Source organism: Paenibacillus sp. NPDC058177, from assembly GCF_042883835.1.
GTDB classification, from domain to species: domain Bacteria; phylum Bacillota; class Bacilli; order Paenibacillales; family Paenibacillaceae; genus Paenibacillus_AQ; species Paenibacillus_AQ agri.
The window spans coordinates 296,555-318,371 of sequence record NZ_JBHVVB010000003.1 but is presented as its reverse complement, the minus strand read 5'-3'; the positions used below and the strand labels follow the sequence as shown (position 1 = coordinate 318,371).

Here is a 21,817-nt window from a genome sequence, read left to right as displayed (position 1 = left end):
AGGAAGTGTCAGAAGCAGGGCACGAGATACAACGTCTGCTGGAGACGACTGTGAGGCGATATGTTGATTCAGGCGCGGCAATTATTAAGGTCGACAGTACAAGGCTAGGACTTGGGTTTCAGGCTGTTGACTTGACTCGGCATCATCTATTAATAGAGACTGCTAAGGGAACAGAAGAGTTGTCCTTGATTACTAAGGTAGCCACAGCTTTGGAGCAACGGGTAACCGCACATCTATACGAGCAGGGGGCAAAAGTTCCTTTTATCTGGCCGGATACTGGAGCTCCTATTTCTGAAGAACGTTCTCTGGTGTGTTTTCAGGATGTGGATTATCGCACGGATTACGGGAAGCTTGATCTAGAGCGGTTACAGCAGTGCGAGATTTCGGCATTGGCTGATATTCACGGGAAGAACCGGGGGCTGCGGCATGAATTGTCCTGGCTTCTATTCGCTGATCTTTCTCATATTACAGACATGCTCCATACGCGCTTTCAGCCGCAGTGGGAGGCCTCGAAGCAGAATGAAGCATTTAATGAAGAGTTTGGCCCGTACATACCGATTGTTGAAGCGGCAGCAAGAACGATAACCGACGATATGGTAACCGTTATTAAGGATGAAACTACCCATACGCTGATCCATAACGATTTGAATCCTGGGAATGTGCTGGTGCATGACAATCAAGAGGTGTTCTTTATCGATTGGGAGGAAGCAAGGTATGGCTCGTTGTTTCTGGATCTTCCACTGCGCTGCCGCACTATGCAGCAGGTTCTTCAATACAGAGAAGCGCTCGGCGTGCAGGGGGTTGAACTGGCGGATGCCCAGTTTACTACTCTATTCTCGATTGCATCGAGATATCTTGGGTTACGTTTTATGAGCTGGAATCTAGGGGCTTGGATGGATAATGCTCCGGCAAAAGCGGATTTGATCCGTTACTTGCACATGGTGGCGAATGAGTCTCTACACACTTAAAGGAGTGAAGGTGCCGAATCCGGAGCCTTTCATCTATAAGTGGAAAGCGTTTTCTTTTAAAAGGTAAGTTAAATCTTGAAAGTTAATGGGGAGGTGCGGTTATGGGGGTGTACTTTCTCCGCCATGGAGCGGATGAAGAAGGATACCGCGGGGGATGGAGCATGCGGGGACTTACAGATCTAGGGCTGGAACAGTCTGAACAGTTAGGGAATTTCCTTTTAACCAATACAACATCCTTCAACATCCGGCATATCATCAGCAGTGACTTGACCAGAGCTTTAGAAACTGCGGAGCGGATTGCGGATAAGCTGGCGCTGGATATCGAAGAGAGTACTGTCTGGAGAGAAACCAATAATGGTGTGCTGGCAGGGATGCCCAATGAAGCCGCTGAAAAATTATACCCTGGGCTATATTTCTCAAGTTTGCAATGGGATCAAAGGTATCCCGGTGGTGAGAGCCCTAAGGAGAACTTCGCTCGCATCGAGGAGGCTTTTCAGCAGTTATGTGCGACATCTATCGCCCAAAGCAGCACTGAAAATGTTTTAGTTGTAACGCACGGTGGCGTGATTAATATCATCTATCATATTTTAAAGGGTCTAAAATGGAGTAATACAAACAAGTTTTTCCCGGCAGATAATGCTAGCCTTCACAAAATAGAGCTCCACGGGGACAGATGGGAATTAACTCAGGAGAACATAGTATCTTGAAAATAGGTGATGAACATTGGATACGAATGCTACGTTAAAAGCGCATCTACTTGAACTGGAAGAAAGACTGTTACAACCGGCGGTTCGTACATCGGTAGAAGAACTCTCAGCATTGCTGGATGATGGTTTTTTCGAGTTTGGCAGCTCAGGAGCCGTATGGTACAGGCAAGAAGGTCTCCACGCGGAGGGGATTGGTATAGTAAATATGACATTGAGCGATTTTGAAATTCATCCATTGTCCCCGGATACGACGTTAACAACGTACAGGATATTTAATGAGAACAAGCAGCAGTATTCCTTACGTAGTTCCATCTGGAGATACAGAGAGGGCAGATGGCAGATGTTCTTTCATCAAGGGACCCCTGTTCCTGAATAAACTGCTTACCACGATTTGAAGAAATCAGGATGCTTCATATATAAAAAGCCTCAGAGGTCGCAGTGACCCCTGGGGCTTGTATATGTCTACGGACCACTTCGTGAGGCTCGCAGTGAGTGCGTTAGATTGCCCATCGGGCGCATTAACTGCCCTAGAGGGGCAGGTCACGCCGCTTAAACAACGTTATGCCGAGGCCGAAGGCGGCCAGGCCCACTAACAGCAGGATGACCAAGACCAGGCCATCCTGCGCACCGACCTTCACAATTTCTCCAGGGCGGTAGAGTGTGAACAGAGTCAAATACTTCACCCAGCTTAGCTGGTCACTAATTTTTCCTAGTAGATCAAGGGTGAAGAAGCCGAAGGTGATTGCGCCTGAAATGCCGAGCGCTTTCTTCTCGTCATTGGCCAGACAGGAAACAAGGAACGAAATGCCGCCGATGGCGAAGAAGAGCAAGAACGCCACGAAGTTAAGCATAAGGAAGCGTTCGCCATTGAAATCGTAGCCGTTCCCAAGGAACCAGAAGACGCCCAGGAATCCGGCACCAGTCGTTGCGGCCACGATAACCAGCAGGGCCGTAATCAGGACAAGGGCCTGTGTTTGCGCCACCTTGCTTCGGGTCGTCGGTGTGGATAGCAGGTAGGCCATGGAACCGCGGTCCACGAGTCTAGCCATGAGTCCAGTGGACATCTGCACACAGAGGATGGACAGCAACAGGACAAGAATAAGACCGTAGTACTCGCCGGAGATAAAAGCTTCGGCGCTGGAAAAGCCGCTGTTTAGCCCGAAGGCGTTGCGTACGCTCTCAGGCATGGCATTCACCAGATCATTTATAGCCTTCATATTGTTCGCCAAAGCCGGATAGAGCCAGATAATCAGCAGAATGTAGAAGGCGGAACCGAAGGCGTAATTCAAGATTCCTTTCAGGTTAACTTTTAACATTTCTTTATATAAGGGAAGGTTCATCGCGCTTGCCCCTCCCGTTCATAATAATTCATAAAGATATCCTCTAGATTCTGGGTGAATACATCCAAGCTGCGGATATTGTACTTCGCCGTTTCCCGGATGAACTGATCATAATTCCCCTGTACCGCCACTCTTACCCGGTTTCCGTCACGGGACTCCACGTACAGACTTCCAGTACTAAACCTATCCGCATCCTCTCTGTGTTCAAACACTACATCAAACAGCTTCCGCTGCATGGATTGCAGTTCATGAACATCCTTGACGGTGATTAGACGTCCGTCCTTGATGATGGCGGCACGATCGCAGGTGCGTTCAATCTCCTGAAAGCTGTGCGAAGACATCAGGAAGGTGGTTCCAGCGGATTTTTCTTCCAATACGAGTTCTATAAATACCTTCTGCATCAGCGGGTCGAGGCCAGAGGTTGGCTCATCCAGAATCAAGACTTCCGGACTGTGCATGAACGCAGCCACGATACCGACCTTCTGTTTCATTCCCTTGGACATTTTGCGGATAGGTGTCCCTGCATCGAATTGCAGACGTTCGATCAGGGTGGAGCGCTTCGTGGTGTCCTTCAAGCCCTGCATTTTCGCCATAAAATCAAGAAAGCCCTTGCCAGTCATCCCGTCAATAAAAGCAATCTCTCCCGGCAAATAACCGATATGCCTCTGAACAGTTCCTTGTGCTTTCCAGACATCCAGGCCGGCTACGGTTACAGTCCCCCGGTCAGGCTTCATAAAGCCCATAATATGCCGGATGGTTGTAGATTTGCCTGCGCCATTCGGCCCTAGAAAACCGAAGACTTCTCCTTTCCTGACGGAGAACGATACATCTGTAATCCCCTTGCCATTGGCAAACTGCTTGGTCAAGCCTTGTACAGTCAGCATGGTGACACCTCCACTGTCCTGTAGAATGAAATAATGAACTATTATTGGGAATATATTTCATATATTATATACGTATGAACGGTTTTGAGAAGAGATCCGCGCTGATCAAGGAGAAAATTACGAGCGCAACGCTTGAGATGTTAAAGACCTGGGAGCCGAAGCGGATGCGGATCGCTGATATAGCCAAGGCTGCGAACGTCTCACAGGTGACAATATATAAGCATTTTGGCAGCAAAGAAGAGCTGCTGAGGGAGACACTTAAACACCTAGTGGAGCAATCCACGAGTGAATTCGAAGCTTTTATTCATCAAGAGCCTTCCATGAAGGAGATCGTTCAGTATATCCTCGGGATGAAGAAAGGAACTTATACCTTGCTGCGGCCAAGCTTGGTGCAGACACTGATGATAGACGACCCGGAGATGTTCCAGTACTTGCAGATGCAATATGCAGAACGGACACTGCCGCTTATGGTAAGGATGGTAGAAGAGGGTCAGGCACGCGGAGAAATTTCCTCCAAGGTGTCGGCCAACGCTGTGCTAATGTATATGCAGATGTACATGAAAAGTATGGGGGAAATGCTGGAGCAAGCCAAGGCGGAGGAGAGTCTGGATACCTTTATGGAAGAGACGCTTCATTTGTTTTTCTATGGGATTTTTGGAAGAGAAGCTGGAGAGCAGGAGCATTGACTTCAGCACGATGACTCTGGGAATAACCGTTGACCTTGAGCTCCCTGTAGCTAAGTGAGTCGCGTGAACCTTCTTTCTGAAGGTTTGGGCGGCTTTTTGGTATGTCCATTACTTCCACGCGAAATGACCTTCACCTGAAAATTAGTAACTCTACCTTGAATGAGGTGCCTAGTTTCAAAAAAATGAACCGTTTACAATTAATAACGTAAAGAGGTTTTTTTTGGAGGTGCATAAGTGATATGAAAGCCAGCTCACAAATTACTATGGAATCAAACTCGCCTAATGCGAGAAGGGAAGGATGGAAGCCGATATTCAGAAAAATTTATAGGCAGCGCTACCTTCAGGTTATGGCTTTGCTTGGTATAGCGTGGATGATCGTATTCAATTATATCCCTATGTATGGAATTATCATCGCGTTTAAGGAATATGACATCATTTCCACAATTTCAGAGGCTCCATGGGTTGGTTTGGATCATTTCAAAGAATTTTTGCAGGACGATGCACTAATCGAGGTCATTCGCAACACGCTCGGGATCAGTTTAATCAAACTGATTGTTGGTTTTCCTTTACCTATTGTATTTGCTTTATTACTAAATGAAGTCCGGTCTGTTTTCTTTAAAAAATCAGTTCAGACCATTACCTATCTTCCTCACTTTCTGAGTTGGGTTGTTCTAGGAGGAATCTTGGCCACTTGGCTGTCTGATGTAGGTGTGATTAATAAAATATTGTTGGCGATGAATGTTATTGATGCCCCCATAAGTTATCTGGCGGAAGCTAAATACTTTTGGACAATAATCATTGCATCTGACATTTGGAAAGAACTCGGATGGTCGGCCATTATATATCTTGCAGCTATTAGTGGTGTTTCCCCTGAACTGTATGAAGCGGCAACTATAGATGGTGCTGGGAGATTTCAAAAAATCCTTAATATTACGCTACCGTCCATTATGGGTACCATTTCCATCTTATTTATTTTAGCTGTTGGTGGTGTATTGAACTCAAATTTCGATCAAATTCTGGTGCTCCGCAATCAGCTTAATGCAAGCGCAAGTAATGTTATCGATATCTATGTTTATCAAACGGGGTTGAATGAAGGACGTTACTCGTATTCGACAGCCGTTGGTCTACTGAAAAACGTTATTGCTCTTACTCTTTTAATCGGAGCTAACTCTGTAACCAAAAAACTTAATAATACATCACTATTCTAGTATTTTGACATGAAAAGAGGAATGCACATGATTTCAATGAAGAGGCAGACGAAAGGCGAATTCGCTTTCGAGATTATAAATGGCATTTTGATGCTTGCCATCTGCTTCATCACCCTTTACCCCATTTGGTATGTTGTCGTCAATGCCTTCAATGATGCTAACGATGCAATGCGGGGCGGGATCTATTGGTGGCCTCGGGAATTTAGCTTAGACAGTTTCAAGGCTGTATTTAATAGTAAGGGGATCATGACGGCTATGGGCGTTACTGTTGCAAAAACGGTCCTAGGTGTTCTGGTTCACGTCCTGTTTACTTCTATGGTAGCGTATGCGTTTAGTCGCGAAGAATTATATGGGCGTAAATTATATATGATTATCGGGACCATTACGATGTTTTTTGGCGGAGGATTAATTCCAACCTATCTTTTAATCCGGAATCTTCATCTACTTGATAATTTCATGGTTTATATCATTCCGGCAGCGTTTAGCTTTTTCGATCTGATCATCTTTATGAGCTTCTTTCGTGAGATCCCGGCAGGTTTGGAAGAGGCGGCTAAAATTGATGGTGCCAATGACTTTAAAATATTCCTGAGGGTGATTATACCTGTATCTATGCCAGTAGTAGCAACCATAGCTCTCTTTCATGGTGTCTATCAATGGAATGATTACTTTACAGGCATGATCTATATCAATAATCCAAATCTGCAGCCTATTCAAACCTTCTTGTACCGGGTGGTTGCCCAGTCCAGCTCCAATCAGATGATCTCGGCAATGCCTACCGGAGTATCCAAGAATATAACTTCGCAGTCACTGAAGCTTGCCACCATGATTGTGACGACTGCACCTATTGTAGTAGTATATCCTTTCCTGCAAAAATATTTTGTTAAAGGATTTATGATCGGTTCCATTAAAGGATGAAATAGCACTCTGATCACAATTGTCCGTCCACTCTTAAGAGCTGGATTGATGATAAATTAAGAATTAGAAAAGGGGAAGAGCAATGGGGAATTCTTTACGAAAGACTACTTCAGGACTACTAGCACTGATTATGGCTTTTTCGGTTACTGCATGTTCTGGCGGGAATAACAATGCCAATGGTTCTGCAGAGAAGACAAACAACACACCGTCAACAGATACAACCGCAGAGGCAACCGCAGCTCCTTCAACGGATGAACCAACCTGGAAGCAGGATACTTCACCGATTACGTTCGACTGGTATCTCAATTTCAGTTGGGCAGATGTCAAGTGGGGAGACAACGTGGTTACAGATTATATCACTAAAAAAACCGGTGTTGATGTGAATTTTATTATTCCTGCCGGGAATGAGAATGAAAAGCTTAATACGATGATGGCTTCCGGCTCCATGCCTGATTTCATTACTCTGGGCTGGTATGAAGAAGCCATTAAAAAGATGATTAAAGGGGATCTGGTACTTCCGCTCAACGAATTGGCAGAGCAATACGATCCGTACTTCTTAAAGGTGGCTGACCCGGCTAAACTTGGCTGGTACACACAACCTAATGGAAATGTGTATGGATATCCCAATGCGTCCTCCTCTCCTGCGGATTATAAAAAATATGGAGAGCAGTTTACTTCCAATCAAACATTCGTAGTGCGTAAAGATATGTATGAAGCGCTGGGTAAACCAGATATGAGAACTCCAGAGGGTTTCTTGAATGCGCTTAAGTTAGCCAAAGAAAAATATCCGGAAGTGAACGGCCAGCCGCTGATTCCGCTCGGACTGCATGAGTTTACAGAAACAGGGAACTACTCACTTGAAGGCTATCTACAGAATTTCCTGGCGATTCCTCAAGAGAAAGACGGCAAATTATACGATAGACGCCAAGATGCCGAATATCTGAATTGGTTGAAAGTTTTCCGCCAAGCTAATCAAGACGGACTGCTAGCCAAGGATGTCTTCATTGACAAACGGGCTCAAATGGAAGAAAAAATTGCTCAAGGACGTTACTTTGCAATGCTGTATCAACGCACGGACTTTGAACCGGTTAATACAACTTTGTACCAAAAAGACCCTAACTCCGTTTATATTGCTGTAGATGGACCAGCCAACAGTGCTAAAGATGCTCCTACACTTTCTGGTCCGGGAATTTCTGGCTGGACAGTGACCTTGATTTCCAAGAACGTCAAAGATAAAAAACGGGCGATTGCCTTTATGAGTTATCTGCTCAGTGAAGAAGGAAATAAAGACTTGTTCCTAGGTGAAAAAGGCGTTACTTACGATACGATTGACGGTAAAGATCAATTCCTGCCGGATGTGCTAAAAATGTTGAATACCGATCGTACGACATTTGATCAAAAGTACGGTGCTTCCTTCAGATACTGGATGCTTATGGATACCAATATGAACTTGGCATGGAACCCGCCGGGAGCAGAACCTAACAGTCAAATGGCAGACTGGACCAAGGGTAAGGCTATCAGCATGGCCCAATTTGATAATCTTGATCCGGATGCGACCAGCAAGGAAGGTATTGCTAATAGCAAAAACGCTCGTTTGTGGGGTAAGGCGCTTCCTAAAATGTTAATGTCGAACTCAGATGCAGACTTCGATAAAGTTTTCAATGACTACTTGAAAAACCGTGGCGAGCAAGATGCTATTGATGCATACCGTCAAAATGCGTATGAGTCTAATATTAAAAAGTTAAGTTCCTTTGAATAAATTATTTATTCATTAATAAGCAAGCCCGGATATTCGCTCTGTAATTTCGAATGAATATAACCGGGCTTGCTTCTATCATTATGCAGGACGTGAGAATTATTTGAAGATTAAGAATATCAAAATGCTAGTGTATATCCAAAAATTTATTCGCAGCCTTTCGCTTCAAGCTAAGTTGATCCTCTCGTTTATGATTTTGATTTTTATTCCAGTGCTGATTTTCTCGTCTTATAGCTTTTCTCATGAAAGTTCTAAATCTATGGACGAATTGATCAGAAATAATGAAACGATCCTGGATATTGAGAAAACAAATATAGAAAACAATATTGAACTTATGGAGTGGACAGCTCAGCTTGCACTTTCTAACCGGGAGATGAACGATTTTCTGCAATCCCAGAAAGATTTTAACACTGAAGAATTGCTCGAAATCAAAACAAAATTAATAAGTGATTTTCAATATTTTCTTTTTAACAATCCTAGAGTATCCAAAGTCAGATTATTTACAAGCAACCCTAATGTGCAAGAGTTTTGGCCTGTACTTCTTCAGGAGTCCCGCATTCAAAATAAATACTGGTATAGGGACGTACTGGGGCAAGAAGGCAGTAGTTATTGGGCAATGGGAGAGCAGGAAGGGGTATTGGTTGGTGCACCTTCAGAACCCGTGAGGTTTGAAGCATCGTTACTCAAGGAGTTTAAATTTCTTGATGATACTACGCATAACGGCATATTAGAGATAAGTATGAGCATGCAGAATTTTTTTCTGAAAACCTTCAGTAAAGTTCAAGATCCCGGTTCTCAATTGGTTATTGTCACTCGGGATCATAAAGTATTTAGTTTGGATTCTTCGCGTATGTTCGATAATGTCTCCGCCGAGCAATTCATTGAAAGCGTTGTACTGAACAATAAGCCAAGCAACGAAGTAGTTGAATTTTATACAGCTGGACAACCTTATTTGGCCATTCAGAGCTATATACCATCTATTGATGTCCATCTTATAAATATTGTGAGTTTGGCAGATACCATGGCTGATATCAAAGAAAGGCGAAGCAGATTAATCTTAATTATTATCTTTTTGATGGCATTCTTAAGTTTATTATCTTATTTCATGCAGTCCATGATTCTTAAACGTCTTAGAGTCTTGAAAGATTCAATGAAAAAAGTGAGAGGCGGCAACTTTAACGTGGATCTTCCGATAACCGGAACGGATGAGATTGGGGAGCTCGGACATCATTATCGGAAATTGCTTAGTAAAATTAATGAACTCATAGAGGAGCAGGCAAATAGGCAGGCGGCGGGTAAAGAAGCTGAGCTGAAAGCGCTGAAGAACCAAATTGATTCGCATTTTTTGTATAACACATTGGAAAATCTGAAGATGCTAGCGGAGATGGAAGGGCAATATGTGATTTCAGACACACTCACCTCGCTTGGAGGGATGATGCGTTATACACTGCAGTGGACACGAGAACATGTAAAGCTAGCAGAAGAGCTGAATCATGTTCATCATTATATTGACATTATGAATATCCGTTACAAGGGTAAAATTGAACTCAACGTAGCCATTGATCCTGCATTATTAAATCAGGAATCACTAAAGATGTCTTTGCAGCCAATTGTAGAAAATGCAGTTAAACATGGGATGAAGCAAATGAACTCAAAATCTGGGAGCTTCATCATTTCTATTACCGCTATGGTCGAGAAGGATACTTGTTTCATTGAGATAATGGATAATGGTTGCGGCATTTCCGAGGAGAAAATCCGGATGCTATCCAACTTACTGCACATGGAGGAAAGAGATTATCAGGAATTAAGGGGAAAGGTTCAAAACGAAGGGAGCAGCGGCATCGGTCTGCGAAATGTGGATCAACGCCTGATTATGAGCTATGGACTTAACTATGGTATACGCATAGAGAGTATGGCAGGTAGTTATACTCGTGTTGTAATGAGCATGCCCCTTCTTAATTTTGAAGGGAGGAAGGACATTGATGATTAAATTAATGATTGTTGATGATGAGTATAATATTCGAATGGGACTACAGTCCATGATCGAAAGGAAGTTCCCTGAAGTCTACTCTTTTCGATTCGCAGAGGACGGAAGAGATGCCTTGGAGCAGCTAGAAGAGGATCCAGCAGACATCATCATAACGGATATCCGAATGCCTATAATGGATGGAATCACATTATTATCCCATATTCAGCAGTTCCCGTATAAGCCGGAGGTTTTATTGCTTAGCGGGTACGATGATTTTCAATATGCACAAAAAGCGATACGATATCAGGTTAGGGACTATTTGCTCAAGCCCGTCGTACGCGAAGAATTATATTCATTTTTGGAGAAAATGAAAATTGAGATACTGGATCGAAAGTTGCAGAATGAATTGTTAACCGTGTCTTCTCCTTCAGACTGGATCGCCAATGTTCTTAATTCCAATAGCAACGATTCTAGTGAGACATACACCAATTTGCTAAATGCAGGATACGGTTGGATGGAGGGCCAATATATATTAGGAATTATATGTATAAGGCAGAATGATCTCATATCTATGCTGCTGTCTGAAGCGGAGAATATTATTATTAGCAAAGACAAAGAAGGAAATATAATAATTGTAGCTCAAAATAAGAATGAACTTCTTCAACTAGCAGAAGAGCTGAAGAAATTAGGTGAGCGGGAATACCGGATAGCTCTCAGTTCTAGTACGGAGGGTATTCAGCAATTGCGCAAAGCGTATAGCGAAGCCAAACAGACGATGAAATATTTCCTGGTTATCAATAACAGTGAAGTTCTGTTCTATGACCATATTATAAAGCGGAGTTCAAATTGCGAACTACCTCTAGAGACGATCCGCCGATTATCCAATCTGCTTGGTACCGATCGTCTGCCAGAGGTTAAGCAGCTCCTTCAACAAATATTGAATATCCAGGTGATTAGCCACTGTGAGATTGGATATTTGGAGCGTATCAGTGTCATTATGAATGAAGATATTTTTGATAAGGTTTACCGGTGCTACGGTCAAGAATCCATTCATATTCTGAGGCTCTATAGTCAGGTGGGTCACATTGGGAATTTTCAGCGCTTTGAAGATTATTATAAAAAGGTTGAAGAACTGTTAGTGCGTTTAGATGCCTTTGTGAAAGTGGCCAGAGAGCAAAGCAGTCAGGAGAACAAGAGTATGCAGAAAGCCATTAATTACGTCCATAAGCATTTTGCCGAAGACTTGAACATGGCTGTGGTCTCGAATCAATTGTCACTTAACTATACTTACTTCAGTCACGCATTTAAAGAATATACAGGAACAAGTTTTTCTTCATATCTAAGAAATTTTAGACTGGAGAAGGCCAAGGAGCTCCTTGCGGGTTCTGATCTAAAAGTATACGAAATAAGTCAACAGGTGGGCTTCGATAATGTGAAACATTTCATCCGGATTTTTAAAGAATCAGAGGGGATAACGGCTCTGGAGTATCGGAATCAGAACCAGCAACCACCCAAAAAAACAATACCCTACCCGAAATTCAAAGGATAGGTTATTAAAATGGATTCTCTTATAATAAAAGTAAGGCGTTGAAAGGGGACATGGCATATGTTTGAACATACAGATCGAAGTTTGGTCAAAGGGTTCCTGCGAGCGCAGGGGACAGATGTTGTTAACGGAGACGGAGACAAAATTATACTAACCGGCTGGGGTCTGGGGAACTGGTTACTGCCTGAAGGGTATATGTGGTTATCTCGCTCGGAAAGATTCGACCGTCCGCGAAGGATGGAACAGGTTATCCGCGAACTGACCGGTAGCCAGTATTCTGAAAGCTTCTGGACCCGTTTTCGTGAAAACTATGTTACCCGCGAGGATATTCGCATGATGGCTGAATTGGGCTATAACTCCGTGAGGATTCCGATTGGCTGGCGGGTGCTTATGAAGGATGAGCCGGGAACGCTCTGGGACGAAGAGGTCTTCGCTTTGCTTGATCGATGTCTGGATTGGTGCGAAGAATTTAAGTTGTATGCCTTTTTAGATCTACATGGTGCTCCTGGTGGACAGACAGGTGCGAATATCGACGATTCGGTGGATGATTCACCGCGGCTGTTCACCGATTCTGAAAGCTGGAGTAAGGGCATCGAACTGTGGAAGGAATTGGCGCGCCGTTATAAGGACCGCTGGATTGTAGGTGGTTATGACCTGCTGAATGAGCCTCTGCGTCCAGGATTGAATGAAGGTTACCACCAGTATTATCTTCTGCAAAAGCTGGCAGATTTCTATGATGAGGCTATCCGCGAGATCCGTGCTATTGATCCAGTGCATATGTTATCTATAGAGGGTCATCATTGGTCTACAGATGTTTCCGTGTTCTACAAACGTTACGATGACAACATGGTTATTCATTTCCATCGGTACGCCTGTATGCCAGGAATCGAAGCTTTGCAGGAGTTTCTGGATACCTCTGAGCGTCTGAATCAGCCTTTGTGGCTCGGTGAGACGGGAGAGAATTATCCGGAATGGTTCGCTGCTATGTATCCTTTAGCGGTTTCTATGGGAATCGGTTACAATTTGTGGCCGTGGAAAAAAATGGAGTGTGCCAATTCTCCGTTCTCTATCGCTCAACCTGAGGGATGGAAAGAATTTCTCGCGTACTCCGAAAGTGGCCCTCGACCGGAGGAAAAGGATGTGCAAAGGACGCTGGATGCTTTCCTTGAGAATATGAAGCTGGAGAATTGCCGTGCAAATCCGTTGGTAACGGATTCGGCATTCCGGCGTCCGGGCTGCCGCGTCCGTGCAACAGATTTCGATGAGCTGCCTGGTAAAGGTCAAAGCTTTAGTGGTCTGCGGGAAGAAGGCAATATTTATCGCTACCGGTCCACAACAGGGATGAAGCTGATCTCGTTATCCGATAAGCTGGAGAAGAAGCGTTTTGGTTTTGACAGTGGCTGGGACCTATTAGGACTTGAACTCAGAGAGCAGGAGTTTGCTTGCTACACTTTCAGCGCAATTAATGACGAAGGTTATGCGCAGCTGGAGTTGAAGTGTACAGAAGATGCTCAATTAACAATAGAGCAAGATAATAAGGAAATTCAGGTAGTCCATTTGCAGAGTGACGATGAGAAAACTCATGTCCGTGTAGGTCCGTTTAAGGGATCACAGGAATCGGTAATAAAAGTAGCTCTTCAGCAAGGTACTATAGAACTGCTGTCCATAGAACTCGAACGTTTAGTGTGACGATAAGACTTCTTTTCAGTGCTTACGGGAGTGTTTCTCGTTTGTGAGGCAGAGATCCCAAAAGGTTGAAAGTTTAAATAGCCAGTCTCCCGAGATCTACCGGGGACTGGTTATTTAGGTTCGCCCAGTATTGGCGTCATCTCTAATAATGTACCCGATTGAAATGGGATTGAGGGAACAAACGAACCAACAGTATTTGGTGAGAGGACTAAAATGAGCGTCGTTCTATTGAGGGCGGCGTTTTGTTGTTTTTATTGCTTTTCTTCATTATAAATGGAAAACTGTTCGTTCTATGCTGTTTTGCCCCCTGTTTAAGGGTTAATTGTACGCAAAATACCGAAATGTACCTATCTTGGAAATTCATCTTCTACTATGATCTTCTCGTAAGAAAGCGCTATCAAAATGATTTACACCAACATTCTATGAGGGGGTAGGGATGATTTTGAAAGTAATCGGGAAAAGGTTAAGAATGAGTCTGCTGGTATTCATTATTGCAGTAGCGCAGTTGGGCTTTGCAGGAACGAAAAGCAATGTGGCGCATGCGGCTGATGCCAGTATGGCTCAAAAGCCGTATATGGGCTGGAGCAGTTACAGCATGCAGGTGTATGATGGGGCAGGCAACTGGACATCGGCAGAAGGCGTCAAGAAGCAATCGGATGCTATGCGTGAGAAGCTGCAGGCCCATGGTTATGAATATATTAATATTGATGCGGGATGGAACGGCGGCGAGGATCAATACGGCCGGCCTATTCCGAGTGAGACCCTGTATCCGAACGGATTTCAGGAGGTTATCGACTATGTTCATAACAATGGACAGAAGATCGGTATTTATCTGATTCCGGGAATGTCGATAACGGGCTATAACGCGAACTATGAAATTTATGGAACTAACGGACAATGTCGTATGCAGGACATAGCGGCACAACCGCTGACCGTTATGGACTATTGGGATTCCTATACGTATAAAATTGATTTCAGTAACCCATGCGCCCAAAAGTATATTGATTCCATCGCGGATCTTCTTGGCGAATGGGGCATTAACTTTGTCAAATTTGACAGTGTGACTCCTGGTTCGGGCATCAACAACCTGAGCCGTGATGCTCGCGGCGATGTAGAAGCTTGGTCTAAGGCACTCGCAAGAAACAACATCTGGTTCGAGCTTTCATGGGCGCTGGACCATAACTATGTGGATTTCTGGAAAAAGTATGCTAACGGCTGGCGGATTGACTGGGATATTGAAGCCTACGACAGCAGTAAGGGCTTAACGGAATGGCCGAGTATTTCCCGTTTGTTCCCGCTTGCGGCCATCTGGTGGCGGGATGCAGGACCGGGAGGCTGGAATGATTTTGATTCCCTGAATATCGGAAATGGATCCATGGATGGTCTGACCAGAGATGAGCGGAAGTCTGCAATGACCTTCTGGTCGATCTCTTCTGCCCAGCTCTATACAGGCAATGACTTGACAAGGCTTGACGACTATGGATTGGAACTGCTTACCAATGATGAAGTAATTGCAGTCAATCAGGCTGGTCGTCCGGGTCATCCGGTATCTATGGATACGCAGCAGCAAGTGTGGTATGCCAATAACGGAGACGGCACTTACAGTGTAGCCCTGTTCAATCTGGGCAATCGGAGTGCGGAGGTTAAAGTGAAATGGAGTGATCTCGGACTTGAGGGCCCAGCTTCGGTACGTGACCTGTGGAGCCATTCCGAGCTAGGTAATTTTGAAAAAGAATTCAGCGGCGGTGTGCTCGAACCCCATGCTTCACGGATGCTTAAAGTGACTGCGCTGAACGGCACATCTGCCGTCAATGACGATGATACAGGCATGCGCTACAGCGGAGAATGGAAACGCAATGGTGGCAAGGAGCAGTTGAACGGGGCACAGGATATCAGCATAGCAATCAAAGATACCACAAGTGCTAATCCAGCGCTTGCTACACAAGCTGATGACCTGAACGCTGCGGCTGACAATGCTGCAAATTCAGCACTGGCTAACAATGCAACCGTTACGAATGTAGTCTATATTAATGATGATGACAGCAATATTAAATACACCGGATCGTGGAATGCGAACACCGGTAGAAGCTTTGGTGATTACAATGGAGATGTGCATTACACTGAGACGGACGGCGATTATTTTGAGTACACCTTTACGGGTACAGGCATTGACGTGCTGACAGAGAAGGATAGCAATCTGGGGGACATGATTGTTACCCTCGATAATGGCACACCGCAAACTGTAAGCGCTAATAACAATGGACCGAGAGAAGTACAGCAGGCTGTATACAGTGTGTCGGGTCTAGACAACGGTCCACATACGCTCAAGGTAGTTAAGGGTTCGGGCCAGTATATGCTGCTCGACGCGCTTAGAGTGACAACAGAAACACCGGCAGGAGGACAGAACAGCACGATTAATCCTGCATCGGCTAGCTTTGACAAGGCTGTAGAACAACAGAAGGATGTCACTGTTTCATTGTCCCTGAACGGCAATACGCTGACCGGCATTGAAAATGACGACGTGGCCCTCAGTACAGACGATTATACGGTAGTTAATGATAAGCTTACTATTAAAAAGGAGTACCTCGCATTGCAGCCTGCTGGCACAACGAGTCTGAACGTAATCTTTAGTTCGGGTGATCCGCAGCCGCTGACCATTCGAATCAGCGATTCTACAGGCATACGTTATGCGCTTATCAATAACGACGATCCTGGCATTAAGTACAACGGCTCCTGGTCGCGCAGCACTGGAAGAGGGATGGGCGACTACAAGGATGATGTGCATTACGCTGAGGTGAACGGCGATTCTTTTGAATATACCTTCAGAGGAACGGGAATTCAGCTGATCACAGAAGTAGACCAGTCACAGGGAGATATGGATATCTATATTGACGGTCAATTTAAGGAAACTGTTAGTGCTTACCGTAATGGACGTTTGGCTCAGCAGGTTCTGTACAGTATCTCTGATCTATCGGATGGAATGCACACACTAAAGGCCGTGAAGAAATCAGGCCGGTTCATGCTGCTAGACATGCTGAAAGTCGAAATTCCGAATTTGATTAATCCGGTACACGCTAGCTTCGATAAGTCAGCTTCTGCCCAGGCGGATATTGATGTGACGTTGCTGCAACAAGCGGAAAGCTTCACGGGAATTACCAATGGATCATATAATCTAATTCCAGGGACAGATTATACGCTTACCGGGAACCATGTTACACTGAACAAATCTTATCTGGCTACGCAACCGGTGGGTACGCTGAACCTCAGCTTTACCTTCGGGGGCGATTATCACAATGATGTGCATTATACAGCGGTGGATGGTGATTCCTTTGAATATACATTCAAGGGTACTGGAATCAGCCTGATCACACCTACTGGACCAGAGCAAGGTGAAGTAGATATTTATGTAGACGGACAGCTGGTGCAGACCGTAAATGCTTACAGCCCAAGCCGTAAAAATCAACAGGAGATCTACAGTGTCTCGGGATTGGAGAGCGGTGTACACACGCTCAAAGCTGTCAAAAAATCCGGTGATTTCATGTTGACAGACCAGTTGAAGTTCACAGTTGTTGCTGCAGATAACGGCGGTCCTGTGGGTCCGACTGAAACACCAGCACCAACAGAAACACCAGCACCAACAGAAACACCAGTGCCAACGGATCCTGCTGGACCAACTGATCCAACTGGACCATCGAATCCAAGTGGTCCGTCTAGCTCAGTAGTTCAGCCTACTGCTACTCCAGTTCCAACAGTAACCCCTGCTCCTACTGCCACTCCGGCACCGGGCGCAGGGGATGATACTCAAACCATTCAACACACGGCGTATATCAAAGGTTATCCTGGCGGCTTGTTCAAACCGGATAACAAGATCACCCGTGCTGAAATGGCAACTATTCTTGCAGGTGTCGCTCAGACAGAGGCCACTGAACCAAATGTCGTATTCAGTGATATTAAGTCTGATTACTGGGCTGCAGAAGCTATTGCCAAGGTTGCCAAGATGGGTCTGATGAAAGGTTACCAGGATGGTACGTTTAAGCCGAACCAATCGTTGACCCGGGCAGAGCTGGCAGTTCTAGTAGCTGCTCTCGACGAGACAGATGCACCTGTGGGGCGTGGGTTCTCTGACATTACAGACCACTGGGCACAAGCAGCCATTTTGAAAGCTCAAGGTGCAGGCATCTTGAATGGTTATGCCGACGGTACTTTCCGTCCTGGTGTAATTCTGACACGTGCGGAAGCGGTTGTTGCCATCAACAGAGTGCTGGGCAGAGGCCCGCTTACGGGCGTTTTACAACCACAGTGGAGTGATGTTCCAGCGTCCCACTGGGCGTTTGGCGACATTGAAGAAGCTTCGAGAGATCATGTCTCCAAGCCCGGCACAATAGGCGGAGAACAACTGGTAAAATAATTACAAGAAGGACTGGAGAAAAGGGGCCCCTTTGGCCCCTTTTTTCTGAATGAATAGAGTCGATAGCGAAAGGGGAAGCCATATGAATATTTTGATTACCGGTGCCAGTGGATTTATTGGTAGAGCTTTGGTCAAGCACCTGGCGGACAAGCATTATGTTATTTGTCTGTCACGGAAAGCTCCAGAGGGAGCGGCGGCTTATGTACAGGGATCTTTTGATGTTATAGAGGACTTGAAAGGGCTTGATGCTTACGACATTGAAGCCGTTATTCATCTTGCTGCGGTGACGGGAGGCTGTAGTGAAGAGGAAGGACTCGCGGTTAATGTATTAGGCACAAGGAGGCTCTTCCGATATCTGCTGGATCGTGGTTGCCGGAAGTTTATTACTGCGAGCTCTATTGCCGTGGCAGGTGGGCTGGATGAAGATTTTGTCCCGCTGGAGTTGCCTATTCCTGATGAGCACCCGTGTCTGGCCACGGATGCATACGGACTCAGCAAGGCTATGGTAGAGGAACTGACCCGCTATTTTCACCGTATTCACACCGATGCTGACTTTATTAATTTGCGTCTTGGTGCCGTAGCTGCAGAGGACTGGATTCCGCCTATTCTGGAAACGGGTTCCCGGCCTCCGCTCCCGTTTATCACAATGGCCCACGTTTATGCTGATGATGTAGTCCGGGGAATCGCTGCAGCACTGCATGCTCCACCTAGGCCGGGAGTGCGAACTTTGAACCTGGTGGGGCCGGATGTAACCAGCAATTTGCCTGTGACGAAGATTATGAGTAATATTTTAGGAGATTTCTATAATCTGGATTATTATCATTTCCCGGGTCATAATTATAGGCCATTATATACTATGGATCGGTTCAAAGAAGAATTTGGTTTTGTGCCAGTAAGGTCAACTCGAGGCAAGAAAGACGGTAATCAGGGGAATTGAAGCGCGGAAAAAAGCAGAACTCGGGATTGCTTATAAAAAGCAGTGATAGCAGCGGGATATCGCTGCTTTTTATGCATTTCCGAATGTACATAGCGTGACGGAATGAGGTTGAACACTTGACTATACTGAAAAATGTTTTAATCTATAATCATGACAGCGCTACCAATGCCACATCCAGGAGAGGGGTCCAACATGCTTAAATATTCCAGTGTATTCCGCAAATTTCTAATCTCCTATGTGGTTATTTTGATTATACCCAGCATTGGCGGCTACATGTCTTATCTAACTTCGATTTCGGTGACACGGTCCATCTCGATTGAGAACAGTGTGACCCAGCTTCAGAAGAGTCAGGATATTTTGGAGCGCCGTATGGCGGAGGTAGAGGGCTTTACTAGACAACTTGCGATAAACCAGGAATTGAACGTTCTGATGAACGAGCGGGATAATGAGAGGAATGTCTACGGCATATGGAAAGCGATGCGGAATGTCCTGACTTTCGGACAGACCAATGATTTTCTACAAGATTATTATATCTACCTAGCCAACTACAAGCTGATTCTAACTCCGGGTTCTTCTTACAGACCTGACCATTATTACGATAATTTCCATTACAACGACTTGTCGCTCGAAGAATGGAGTAAGGAAGTACTGGAGAAATCTCATCGAAGCGAAATCAAGCCGCTCAGTTCTTTTGTCAGTAGAGGGACACAAACTTCAGTGATTACGTACATGCAGTCACTACCTCTGGACAGTTTCAATGATACTTCACCAGCTGTTGCGGTTGTAATCATAGACGAGAAAATCATTGCCAGTCTGCTCTCCGGTCTGACGGAGCGGTATGGCGGCTGGGTTCATATCAGCGATGCTGAAGGGCAGACCATTGTCCTGCAAGGGAGCAGTGAGCCGGAAATGGTCAAGATGGTGTCTGATCCGTCGTTTGACAAAAATGAAGTCAGCCAGTTCTATGGTGATGATTTGGTGATCACTACCACTTCCAATAAGAATGGATGGGTATACAGGGCAGGCATCCCCCGGCAGGTTCTGATGGAGAATGCCAACACAATTAAGGAAATGACTTGGCTGATTACGGGAGGCACGCTACTGATTGGCCTGATTGTCGGTCTGGTGCTGGCTTATCGTACAAGCGCGCCGATTAACCGTCTGCTCAATGTTATGAAGGAGCAGTTTGGGAAGGACGAAGCAGGTCCGAGGAATGAATTTGACTTTTTGAGCGGGAATATCGCCGATATGATTACCCAGAACAAGTTCCTGGAGTCAGAGCTGAACCGTCAGCTTCCGCTAGTCAGGGATGCGTTCCTGAAGCGGTTGATTGCCGGTGAGTTCAAATCACGGGATGAGATTCTTTCTGCTGCCGAGCAGGCGGATATCGACCTGCTACAAGGCAAGGGGTATGCCGGAATCATCCAGATTAACGGATATGCGGGTATGGATAGCGTGGAGATTCTGAATGAGCTGAGTGCTTCCCGCCTGCTCGTGAAGCAGGGCTTGTCTGAGCTTGGCGTGGACGTTCTGATGACCGATATAGGCTCCGATAAAGTGGTCACTCTGTTCTTTTCAATGAATGAAGAATTGGGTAAAGAGAATGAGATTGCGGATATCAACCATACCATGGAGAATCTGGCGCAGTATGTATTTAATGAGTATCGCATTACGATTCAGGCGGGCTTTGGCGAACTGTTCGCCTCGGTAACTGAGGTCAGCCTATCCTTTGATCAGGCCAACCAGGCCCTGGAATACGCCGTCTACATGAATAAAAAAGGAATTATGTGGTACAATGAGGCCCAGACTGAGAACACGACCTATTACTATCCTTTGGATTCAGAGCAGCGGCTGATTAGTACGATCCGGGCCGGAGAACTTGAGGAAGCCAAGCGGATTGTCCATGCTATTATCGTGCAGAATATGGAGCAGCGGGAGCTGTCTATCGAAATGAAACATCAGCTTGTGGGGGAAATGAAGGGTACCTTCCTTAAGCTGCTGGATCAAAAAGCGTTTACGGAATATGCTTCCATCGAGAGCGTCAAACGGCGGGTCATTGACATCGGGTCCTCAGAGACGCTCGAGACCATCCAGTCTGAATTCAATGAAATTATGGAAGAACTCTGCGGGCTTATTGCCAATAAGAAGAAGGACGCTCATATTCAGATCATTAAACAGATCAAGGAGTATACGGCAGAGATGTACTCTGATTCGGAACTGACCTTGTACCGGGTTGCTGAGCAAGTGGAAAGACCCGAAAAATATATCTCCCAATTGTTCAAGGAGGTCACAGGTGTTAATTTCTCCGACCATCTTGTCAAAGTCAGAATGGATCAGGCTGTAGTGTTGCTAAAAGAGAGCGGATATACCGTTGACGAGATCGCCACACGGGTTGGATACAATAGTTCGCACTCGTTCAGAAGGGCTTTTAAGCGGTTGATGGGCATATCACCAAGCGCATACAGACAATGTGCTGATGAATAAATATCTTCAAGACCTAAGGCTGCGTTGTCCGGTTCCGGACAGCGTAGCCTTTTTCTCCCTTCCAGGCAGGGTACCGGAAAAATGGCCGTTCTTATGCTGTTTTGTGCCCCCAAAAACGGGTTATCTGTACGCTGAAACGCGCAATTGTACCTATTCAGGGGACATGAAGATCTACTATGATCAAGTCGTAGAAAGCGCTATCACAAAATACAAAACAGAGGCTGTTGGATAGGGGGAATTGTTCTGGAGAAACAAATCGCTTTAAACCGTAAGTCGTTGCCGCAGAGCAAGGGACCGGGCTTTTGGTACAATGCCCGCAA

Annotated in this window: 15 protein-coding genes; 13 read left to right on the top strand and 2 right to left on the bottom strand. The window is 45.3% G+C overall.

The window, feature by feature from the left end; translation table 11 throughout:
• Positions 1-5: 5 nt before the first annotated feature.
• The 3 genes from ACFVU8_RS15365 to ACFVU8_RS15355 all read left to right on the top strand — a co-directional run bounded on the left by ACFVU8_RS15365 (position 6) and on the right by ACFVU8_RS15355 (position 2,051).
• A complete protein-coding gene (locus ACFVU8_RS15365; RefSeq protein WP_387428255.1) occupies positions 6-968 on the top strand; it encodes a phosphotransferase in 963 nt (320 codons plus the stop codon).
• Between the two features lie 101 nt (positions 969-1,069).
• The gene (locus ACFVU8_RS15360; protein WP_387428253.1) at positions 1,070-1,675 is read left to right on the top strand and encodes a histidine phosphatase family protein; all 606 of its coding nucleotides are present in this window, start codon (positions 1,070-1,072) and stop codon (positions 1,673-1,675) included.
• 16 nt (positions 1,676-1,691) lie between these two features.
• Complete coding sequence (locus ACFVU8_RS15355; RefSeq protein WP_387428251.1) at positions 1,692-2,051, top strand: nuclear transport factor 2 family protein; 360 nt, start codon at positions 1,692-1,694, stop codon at positions 2,049-2,051.
• A 151-nt stretch (positions 2,052-2,202) separates the two neighbouring features.
• Here the strand turns inward: ACFVU8_RS15355 and ACFVU8_RS15350 are convergent, their stop codons facing one another.
• Together ACFVU8_RS15350 and ACFVU8_RS15345 are read right to left on the bottom strand one after the other, a co-directional pair.
• Positions 2,203-3,015, bottom strand: coding sequence for an ABC transporter permease subunit (locus ACFVU8_RS15350; RefSeq protein WP_387428249.1), 813 nt, complete (start codon positions 3,013-3,015; stop codon positions 2,203-2,205).
• On the bottom strand, positions 3,012-3,899 hold the full coding sequence (locus tag ACFVU8_RS15345) for an ABC transporter ATP-binding protein (RefSeq protein WP_387428247.1): 888 nt from the start codon (positions 3,897-3,899) through the stop codon (positions 3,012-3,014). The genes ACFVU8_RS15350 and ACFVU8_RS15345 overlap by 4 nt, the downstream gene beginning before the upstream one ends.
• A gap of 74 nt (positions 3,900-3,973) precedes the next feature.
• On the opposite strand from ACFVU8_RS15345, the gene ACFVU8_RS15340 reads away from it, so the two are divergent.
• The 10 genes from ACFVU8_RS15340 to ACFVU8_RS15295 all read left to right on the top strand — a co-directional run bounded on the left by ACFVU8_RS15340 (position 3,974) and on the right by ACFVU8_RS15295 (position 21,497).
• On the top strand, positions 3,974-4,585 hold the full coding sequence (locus ACFVU8_RS15340; RefSeq protein WP_387428245.1) for a TetR/AcrR family transcriptional regulator: 612 nt from the start codon (positions 3,974-3,976) through the stop codon (positions 4,583-4,585).
• Between the two features lie 263 nt (positions 4,586-4,848).
• The gene (locus ACFVU8_RS15335) at positions 4,849-5,793 is read left to right on the top strand and encodes an ABC transporter permease (protein WP_379465534.1); all 945 of its coding nucleotides are present in this window, start codon (positions 4,849-4,851) and stop codon (positions 5,791-5,793) included.
• 27 nt (positions 5,794-5,820) lie between these two features.
• On the top strand, positions 5,821-6,708 hold the full coding sequence (locus tag ACFVU8_RS15330) for a carbohydrate ABC transporter permease (RefSeq protein WP_387428243.1): 888 nt from the start codon (positions 5,821-5,823) through the stop codon (positions 6,706-6,708).
• Positions 6,709-6,838: 130 nt separating this feature from the next.
• Complete coding sequence (locus ACFVU8_RS15325) at positions 6,839-8,467, top strand: type 2 periplasmic-binding domain-containing protein (protein WP_387428242.1); 1,629 nt, start codon at positions 6,839-6,841, stop codon at positions 8,465-8,467.
• 100 nt (positions 8,468-8,567) lie between these two features.
• A complete protein-coding gene (locus ACFVU8_RS15320) occupies positions 8,568-10,454 on the top strand; it encodes a sensor histidine kinase (protein WP_387428241.1) in 1,887 nt (628 codons plus the stop codon).
• Positions 10,447-11,982 carry a response regulator gene (locus ACFVU8_RS15315; RefSeq protein WP_387428771.1) on the top strand — a complete coding sequence of 512 codons (1,536 nt, stop codon included), beginning with the start codon at positions 10,447-10,449 and terminating at the stop codon, positions 11,980-11,982. Before ACFVU8_RS15320 ends, ACFVU8_RS15315 begins: the two co-directional genes overlap by 8 nt.
• 57 nt (positions 11,983-12,039) lie before the next feature.
• On the top strand, positions 12,040-13,668 hold the full coding sequence (locus ACFVU8_RS15310) for a glycoside hydrolase family 5 protein (protein WP_387428239.1): 1,629 nt from the start codon (positions 12,040-12,042) through the stop codon (positions 13,666-13,668).
• 436 nt (positions 13,669-14,104) lie between these two features.
• A complete protein-coding gene (locus ACFVU8_RS15305; RefSeq protein WP_387428238.1) occupies positions 14,105-18,076 on the top strand; it encodes a X2-like carbohydrate binding domain-containing protein in 3,972 nt (1,323 codons plus the stop codon).
• Positions 18,077-18,158: 82 nt separating this feature from the next.
• A complete protein-coding gene (locus tag ACFVU8_RS15300) occupies positions 18,159-19,013 on the top strand; it encodes an NAD-dependent epimerase/dehydratase family protein (RefSeq protein ID WP_387428236.1) in 855 nt (284 codons plus the stop codon).
• A 192-nt stretch (positions 19,014-19,205) separates the two neighbouring features.
• A complete protein-coding gene (locus ACFVU8_RS15295; protein ID WP_379465173.1) occupies positions 19,206-21,497 on the top strand; it encodes a helix-turn-helix domain-containing protein in 2,292 nt (763 codons plus the stop codon).
• Positions 21,498-21,817 lie beyond the last annotated feature (320 nt).

Coding starts and splice junctions, on each gene's coding strand:
- ACFVU8_RS15360 (WP_387428253.1), top strand. CDS start 1,070: ATGGGGGTGTACTTTCTCCGCCATGGAGCGGATGAAGAAGGATACCGC.
- ACFVU8_RS15325 (WP_387428242.1), top strand. CDS start 6,839: ATGGCTTTTTCGGTTACTGCATGTTCTGGCGGGAATAACAATGCCAAT.
- ACFVU8_RS15330 (WP_387428243.1), top strand. CDS start 5,821: ATGATTTCAATGAAGAGGCAGACGAAAGGCGAATTCGCTTTCGAGATT.
- ACFVU8_RS15310 (WP_387428239.1), top strand. CDS start 12,040: ATGTTTGAACATACAGATCGAAGTTTGGTCAAAGGGTTCCTGCGAGCG.
- ACFVU8_RS15350 (WP_387428249.1), bottom strand. CDS start 3,015: ATGAACCTTCCCTTATATAAAGAAATGTTAAAAGTTAACCTGAAAGGA.
- ACFVU8_RS15305 (WP_387428238.1), top strand. CDS start 14,105: ATGATTTTGAAAGTAATCGGGAAAAGGTTAAGAATGAGTCTGCTGGTA.
- ACFVU8_RS15345 (WP_387428247.1), bottom strand. CDS start 3,899: ATGCTGACTGTACAAGGCTTGACCAAGCAGTTTGCCAATGGCAAGGGG.
- ACFVU8_RS15300 (WP_387428236.1), top strand. CDS start 18,159: ATGAATATTTTGATTACCGGTGCCAGTGGATTTATTGGTAGAGCTTTG.
- ACFVU8_RS15335 (WP_379465534.1), top strand. CDS start 4,849: ATGGAATCAAACTCGCCTAATGCGAGAAGGGAAGGATGGAAGCCGATA.
- ACFVU8_RS15315 (WP_387428771.1), top strand. CDS start 10,447: ATGATTAAATTAATGATTGTTGATGATGAGTATAATATTCGAATGGGA.
- ACFVU8_RS15340 (WP_387428245.1), top strand. CDS start 3,974: ATGAACGGTTTTGAGAAGAGATCCGCGCTGATCAAGGAGAAAATTACG.
- ACFVU8_RS15295 (WP_379465173.1), top strand. CDS start 19,206: ATGCTTAAATATTCCAGTGTATTCCGCAAATTTCTAATCTCCTATGTG.